6 protein-coding genes are annotated in these 6101 nt (G+C 75.8%); 3 read left to right on the plus strand and 3 right to left on the minus strand.

The features are described from left to right. Nucleotides 1–25: 25 nt before the first annotated feature. From CNO22_RS25005 to CNO22_RS25015, 3 genes are all read right to left on the minus strand, one after another. Complete coding sequence (locus tag CNO22_RS25005; protein WP_100501956.1) at nucleotides 26–454, minus strand: PPOX class F420-dependent oxidoreductase; 429 nt, start codon at nucleotides 452–454, stop codon at nucleotides 26–28. Between the two features lie 145 nt (nucleotides 455–599). Next, a complete protein-coding gene (locus tag CNO22_RS25010; RefSeq protein WP_100501957.1) occupies nucleotides 600–1568 on the minus strand; it encodes a pirin family protein in 969 nt (322 codons plus the stop codon). Between the two features lie 79 nt (nucleotides 1569–1647). Continuing rightward, nucleotides 1648–2025 carry a DUF5996 family protein gene (locus CNO22_RS25015; RefSeq protein WP_198588582.1) on the minus strand — a complete coding sequence of 126 codons (378 nt, stop codon included), beginning with the start codon at nucleotides 2023–2025 and terminating at the stop codon, nucleotides 1648–1650. 203 nt (nucleotides 2026–2228) lie between these two features. On the opposite strand from CNO22_RS25015, the gene CNO22_RS29830 reads away from it, so the two are divergent. The 3 genes from CNO22_RS29830 to CNO22_RS25030 all read left to right on the plus strand — a co-directional run bounded on the left by CNO22_RS29830 (nucleotide 2229) and on the right by CNO22_RS25030 (nucleotide 5899). Continuing rightward, complete coding sequence (locus CNO22_RS29830; RefSeq protein WP_269799635.1) at nucleotides 2229–3248, plus strand: methylenetetrahydrofolate reductase C-terminal domain-containing protein; 1020 nt, start codon at nucleotides 2229–2231, stop codon at nucleotides 3246–3248. Further along, nucleotides 3245–4009, plus strand: a complete 765-nt coding sequence (locus tag CNO22_RS25025; RefSeq protein ID WP_232807336.1) for a class I SAM-dependent methyltransferase — start codon at nucleotides 3245–3247, stop codon at nucleotides 4007–4009. The genes CNO22_RS29830 and CNO22_RS25025 overlap by 4 nt, the downstream gene beginning before the upstream one ends. A 69-nt stretch (nucleotides 4010–4078) precedes the next feature. Continuing rightward, entirely contained in the window at nucleotides 4079–5899 is a 1821-nt protein-coding gene (locus tag CNO22_RS25030; RefSeq protein WP_100501958.1) for an ABC-F family ATP-binding cassette domain-containing protein, read from the plus strand. The last annotated feature ends 202 nt before the right edge of the window (nucleotides 5900–6101 follow it).

Raw genomic sequence — 6101 nt, forward strand, 5'->3', positions numbered from 1 at the left:
AGAATGTGTATAAGAGACAGCCTTTTCAGCCGCGCATCTGCCCGTAGGTGTGCTCGGGACGCAGCCGGACGACGAGACGGCGGTCGGCGATCATGGCCGCGCGGTAGGCGTCCCAGTCGTCGTGCTCGCCGCTGATGGCCCGGTAGTAGGTGACGAGCTCCTCGACCGTGGCGTCGTGCGGGTCGGCCGCGACCGGGGTGAGCTCGGCCGTGCCCTCGACGGCGACCCACGTCCAGAAGTCCGGCGAGGTCACGTGCAGCGTCGCCCGCGGGTCGGCCTGCAGGTTGCGGGTCTTGGCGCGGTCGGCGGTCACCGAGATGCGGGCCAGTTGCTGCTCGTCGTCCCACGTGTAGAAGAGGTTGGACAGCTGCGGCCGTCCGTCCCGCTTGAGCGTGGCGAGCACGGCGGCGTGCCGGCCGGCCACGAAGGCGAGCATGCGCTGGTCGACGGTCATGCCGGCCGCAACGCCGACGGTCGGCCTGTTGTGCCCGGCCCCCTCCTCGGCATCCCCGAGCGTCGATCGGCCCCCTCCAGGGCGTCCCCGAGCCTGCGAGGGGACCCAGGAGGGGGTCCTTCTGCCAGGAGGGGGTCCTTCCCCATCAGCGCACCCTGCCACGGGCTCGGAGCGGCACCGGGGGAAGCGGCGGGGCCGCCAGCCGGTCGCCGTCGTAGCCGACCACGGCGCCGAAGCGCTCGTCCTCGGCGTTCCACCGCTCGGCGTACTCGGTGATCTCCTCGCCGGAGCGGCCCACGAAGTTCCACCACATGACGATCCGCTCCTCGAACGGCTCGCCGCCGAGCAGCAGCAGCCGGGTCGCCTCCGCGGCGCGGACCCGCACCGAGCGCCGTCCGGTGCCGAGGTAGAGCATCGCGCCGACCTCCAGCGGCGCATCCTCGACCTCGGCCGACCCGGACGAGGCCAGCAGGGCGTACTCGAAGTCCGGCTCCAGCGGCAGCTCGACGTCGGCGCCGGCGGCCAGGTCGAGGTCGGCGCCGACCAGCGGGGTGTGCGCGGTGCCCGGCGAGGTCGCCTCGCCGAACGACCCCATCAGCACGGTCGCGGTCAGCCCGTCGGAGGTGAAACCGGGCAGCGACGTGTGGTGCGCGAAGGCCGGTGCGGTGTCGCGGGCGGCCTCGGGCAGCGCCACCCACAGCTGCGCGCCGTGCAGGTACCGCGGGTGCACCGCCGGGGACTGCTCGGAGTGCGCGATGCCGTGCCCCGCGGTCATCAGGGCCAGCTCGCCGGGGTGGATGCGGGCGTCGCTGCCGAGCGAGTCGCGGTGGTGCACCTCGCCTTCCAGCAGCCAGGACACCGTCTGCAGGCCGGTGTGCGGGTGCGGCGGCACCTGCATGCCGGGGGAGGAGGCGATGTCGTCGGGGCCGTAGTGGTCGACGAACGCCCACGCCCCCACCAGTCGGCGGCCGAGGGTGGGCAGCAGGCGGCGCACGCGGGTGCTCTCGCCGAGCAGCACCTCCTTGCCCGGCAGCAGGTCCAGCACCGGGCCGGCGGCGGTGCCCTCCAGCCCACCGAGCTCGCGAGCGGGCGGACGGCGGTCGAGGTTGCTCATGGCGCGGGCCTCCGGACGGTGGGGACGGTCGTGGTCATCGGGGCTCGGGTGCGGTCGGACAGCGCAGGGCGCCGAGGTCCTACCCCGCGCGGCGGGCGCCGGCGGCGTAGGTGCTCTCCAGGAAGTCCAGCACGACGCCGCGCGGGTCGGCCGCGGTCCGCACGTCCTCGTAGGGGGACAGCGCGAGGTGGGCGCCGCGGCTGTCGATCCAGCGCGCCGCAGCCGGCCGCAGCGGCTCCTCAACCAGGCCGGCCGGCTCGGGCGCGGTGTCGGAGGAGAAGGCCGGCTCGGGGACCTGGTCGTCGCCGAACCAGAAGCCGGCGCTGATGACCTCGTGCGAGTAGACCTCACGGGTCACCGGGTCGACGTGCGCGGGCTGCTCCACCCGCCCGTTGGCCGGCCGCAGCTTGCCGACGATCCGCGGGAACCGGTGCAGGGTCTCCTTGGTGTCGCCCACTCGGCCAGCGGGATGGGCGGGGAGACGGACACGGGTGACTCCTCGGGTTCCGGTCACGGCCAGCATGCCGACCCCGGCGGCGGCGCGGAGGCCGTCGCCCGGAGCGGCGAGATCGCCGATCTCGCACGGATACGCGCCCCGGACCGTGCGAGATCGCCGATCTCGCCGGTTTGGTCGGTGGTCGCGCGGGTCAGGCTCCGACCGTGGACGACGACCGCCGCCGGCCGGGCTGCCCGAAGCGCATGGTCTTCGGGCCGTGCGGCGGCGTCCGGGACGACGGTCGGTGCGAGGTGGCCGAGCACCGCTGCGTGTTCCTCGACGAGCCCGCCCCCGCCTGGGACGGGCCGACGCCGACGCCGGTCGCGCCCCCGCCGGGCAGCCTGCTCGACCGCGCCCGCACCCGGCCGGTCGTGCTCACCGACCTCACCGTGGCCCCGTTCGACCCGGCCTCCCTGCAGCGGGTGGTGGGCGCGCTGGCCCCGGTCTCCGACGGGCTGCTGGTCGGCGAGCACGCCAACCGGCCCGACTTCCCGCCCACGCTGTTCGCCGCCGAGGTCATCAACGCCGGTGGCCGCCCGTGGACGACGCTGGCCTGCCGCGACCGCAACCGCGTCGTCCTCGAGCAGGAGCTGGCCGGCCTGGCCGCGGTGGGCGTCGACGGTGTCCTGTGCGTGACCGGCGACGCCCGCGGCCCCGGCGTCCGGCCCGGCGTCACCCAGGTGTTCGACCTGGACGGCACCCGGCTCGCCGCGCTCGCCGCGGCGGCCGGTCTGCCGGTCGCCGTCCCGGAGTCGCCGGCCGCGCCACCGGTGCACCGGCGCCCGGCGCGGGTGGCGGACAAGCAGCGGGCGGGGGCCCAGGTGTGCGTGCTCAACCACGTGCGCACGCCGGCCCAGGTGGCGGCCTTCGTCGCCGCCGCGCGGGACGCCGGGGCGACGCTGCCGTTCGTCGCGGCGGTCGCCGTCTACACCGACGAGCGGTCGGCGCGGGTGCTGCAGCGCTTTCCCGGCCTGCAGGTGGACGACGCCACGGTCGAGGAGGTGCTGGCCGCGCCGGACCCCCGCGCGGCCGGCGTCGCGGCCGCCGTGGCGGAGGCCCGGGCGCTGCTGGCCGTCCCCGGGATCGTGGGGGTCAACCTCTCCGGCCTGGCCGCGGACGGCGGGGAGGACATCGGCGCCCGGGTCAAGGCCGAGGTCGCCGCCGAGATCAGGGAGGCCGCATGAGCGAGCTCGAGAGCGAGGCGATGGAGGCCGAGTTCGGCCCCGTCGCCGGCTGGACCGAGGAGGCGGTGCGGGCACTGGGGCCCGAGCACGCCGTCCCCGCCGGGTGCCGTGGCAGCGGGAGGGAGGCAGCGCTGCGCTGGCTGGCCGACCGGCTGGCGCTGACACCGGACAGCCGCGTGCTCGACGACGGTGCCGGTGTCGGGGGGCCGGCCGGGTGGCTGGCCGCCGAGCGCGGCGTGCGCGCGATCTGCGTCGAGCCGATGCACGCCGCGGCGCGCGCCGCGCACCGGCTGTTCGGCCTGCCGTCGGTGGCCGCGGTGGCGCAGGAGCTGCCGTTCACCGATGCCGCGTTCGACGCCGCCTGGTGCCTCGGCGTCCTCTGCACGACCTCGGACAAGGCCGGTGCGCTGGCCGAGCTGCGGCGGGTGCTCCGGGACGGCGGCCGGCTCGGGCTGCTGGTGTTCGTCGCCGACCGCCCGCTGCCCCCGCCGCTGCCCGAGGGCAACGACTTCCCGGCCGAGGAGGAACTGCGGGAGCTGCTGGACGCGGCCGGGTTCCGGCTGGGGGAGACCGCGACCGCCGACCTCGGGGACAGCCCGCCGGAGTGGGCCGAGCGCGCCGACGCGGTCGACGCGGAGGTCGCCCGCCGGCACGGGGACGACCCGCGCTGGCAGGAGGCGCAGGAGCAGTCCGCGCGGGTGGGCCGGCTGCTCGCCGACAGCGCCCTGCGGCCGTGGCTGGGGGTGACGGAGGCCCGCTGACGTGGGGCACGACGTCACCGCCGAGGTCACCCGCCCGGCCCCGACCGGCCGCGCGGATACTGGGCGGCGATGAGCGCGCCCCTCAACCTGGTCAACCTCGAGCGGGTGCACAAGGCACACGGCACCACCGTCCTGCTCGACGACGTCTCGCTGGGGATCGCCGCCGGCGAGCGGGTCGGCGTCGTCGGGCGCAACGGCAGCGGCAAGTCCACGCTGCTCGGCGTCATCACCGGCCGCGAGGTGCCCGACTCCGGCCGGGTGACCCGCCGCGGCGACCTCGCCCTCGGCGTCCTCGACCAGTCCGGGACGCTGCCCCCCGGCGCGACGGTGCGCGACGTCGTCCTGCCCGAGAGCCTGTTCGCCGCCGAGCACGAGTGGGCCGCCGACCCGGCCGTGCGCAGCGTGCTCTCCGGCCTGGAGCTCGACCGGCTGGGACTGGACTCCCCGGTGGCACCGATGTCCGGCGGCGAGCGGCGGCGGGTGGCGCTGGCCGCGCAGCTGGTCCGGCCGCTGGACCTGCTGGTGCTCGACGAGCCGACCAACCACCTCGACGTCGAGGGCGTCGCCTGGCTGGCCGGCTACGTGAGGAACCGGGTCGGCGCGCTGGTCGTCGTCACCCACGACCGGTGGTTCCTCGACGAGGTCTGCACCCAGACCTGGGAGGTCGCCGACGGCCGGGTGCACGCCTACGAGGGCGGCTACGCAGCCTACACCCTCGCCCGGGCCGAGCGGGCCCGGATCGCGGCGGTCACCGAGGAGCGTCGGCTCAACCTGGTCCGCAAGGAGCTGGCCTGGCTGCGCCGCGGGCCGCCCGCGCGCACCAGCAAGCCGCGCTTCCGCATCGAGGCCGCCCAGGCGCTGATCGAGGACGAGCCGCCGCCGCGCGACTCGATGGCGCTGAAGGGCTTCGCCAGCCGGCGGCTCGGCAGGACCGTCTACGACGTGGAGGACGTCGACCACGCCGTCCCGGGCGACCCGGTGAGGGGCACCCCGCCGCGCACGCTCTTCGACGACCTCACCTGGCACGTCGGCCCCGGTGACCGGATCGGCGTCGTCGGCGTCAACGGAGCCGGCAAGACGACGCTGCTGCGGCTGCTGGTGGGGGAGACCGAGCCCGACCGCGGTCGGGTGGTGCGCGGGCAGACCGTCGCGCCGGCCTACCTGTCCCAGCACGTCACCGAGCTGCCCGCCCGGCTGCGGGTGCTCGAGGCGGTGCAGGAGATCGCCCGGATCGCCCGCATCGGCAACCAGGAGATCTCCGCGTCGTCGCTGGCCGAGCGGTTCGGCTTCCCGGCGTCCCGCCAGTGGACGCCGGTCGGCGACCTCTCCGGCGGCGAGCGGCGCCGGCTGCAGATGCTGCGGCTGCTCATGTCCGAGCCGAACGTGCTGCTGCTCGACGAGCCGACCAACGACCTGGACATCGACACCCTCACCGCGCTGGAAGACCTGCTCGACGGCTTCCCCGGCACCGTGCTGGTGGTCAGCCACGACCGGTACTTCGTCGATCGGGTGTGCGACTCGGTGGTCGCCCTCATGGGCGACGGCTCGCTGGCGGCCCTGCCCGGCGGCGTGGAGGAGTACCTGGCCCGCCGGGCGGCGGGGGAGGCGGCGCTGCCCTCGGCTGCCGCGGCCGCGCCCGCGCCGGCGGCTCCCGCGGCCCCGGCCCGCGCGGCCGGGGAGGTGCGGGCCGCCCGCAAGGAGGCCGCCCGGCTGGAGCGGCGGCTGGAGAAGCTCACCGCCGAGGAGGAGCGGCTGCACGGCGAGCTCGCCGCCGCCGCCACCGACCACGCACGTGTGCTGGAGCTCGACGAGCGGTTGCGCGCGGTGCTCGCCGAGAAGGAGCAGGTCGAGACCGACTGGCTGGAGGCCGCCGAGGTCGCGGAGGGCTGAACGCCCGGGGTGGCCGGTTGCTCCTCCGACGGACCTCTCCCTCTGCCCACAGTGCGGGGCAGGGTGCTGTCTCTTATACAAACCTGACGCCGCCGGCGACGCCCTCCGTGGTGACCGTGGTGTTCTCCGCTCCCGTACACACACACAGTCAACTACAGTCCACCTACGTCCGTGACGACACTCTCTCTAACCTCTACACATA

This window comes from Geodermatophilus chilensis, assembly GCF_002802985.1.
GTDB classification, from domain to species: domain Bacteria; phylum Actinomycetota; class Actinomycetes; order Mycobacteriales; family Geodermatophilaceae; genus Geodermatophilus; species Geodermatophilus chilensis.

Coding starts and splice junctions, on each gene's coding strand:
- CNO22_RS25030 (WP_100501958.1), top strand. CDS start 4,079: ATGAGCGCGCCCCTCAACCTGGTCAACCTCGAGCGGGTGCACAAGGCA.
- CNO22_RS25010 (WP_100501957.1), bottom strand. CDS start 1,568: ATGAGCAACCTCGACCGCCGTCCGCCCGCTCGCGAGCTCGGTGGGCTG.
- CNO22_RS25005 (WP_100501956.1), bottom strand. CDS start 454: ATGACCGTCGACCAGCGCATGCTCGCCTTCGTGGCCGGCCGGCACGCC.
- CNO22_RS25025 (WP_232807336.1), top strand. CDS start 3,245: ATGAGCGAGCTCGAGAGCGAGGCGATGGAGGCCGAGTTCGGCCCCGTC.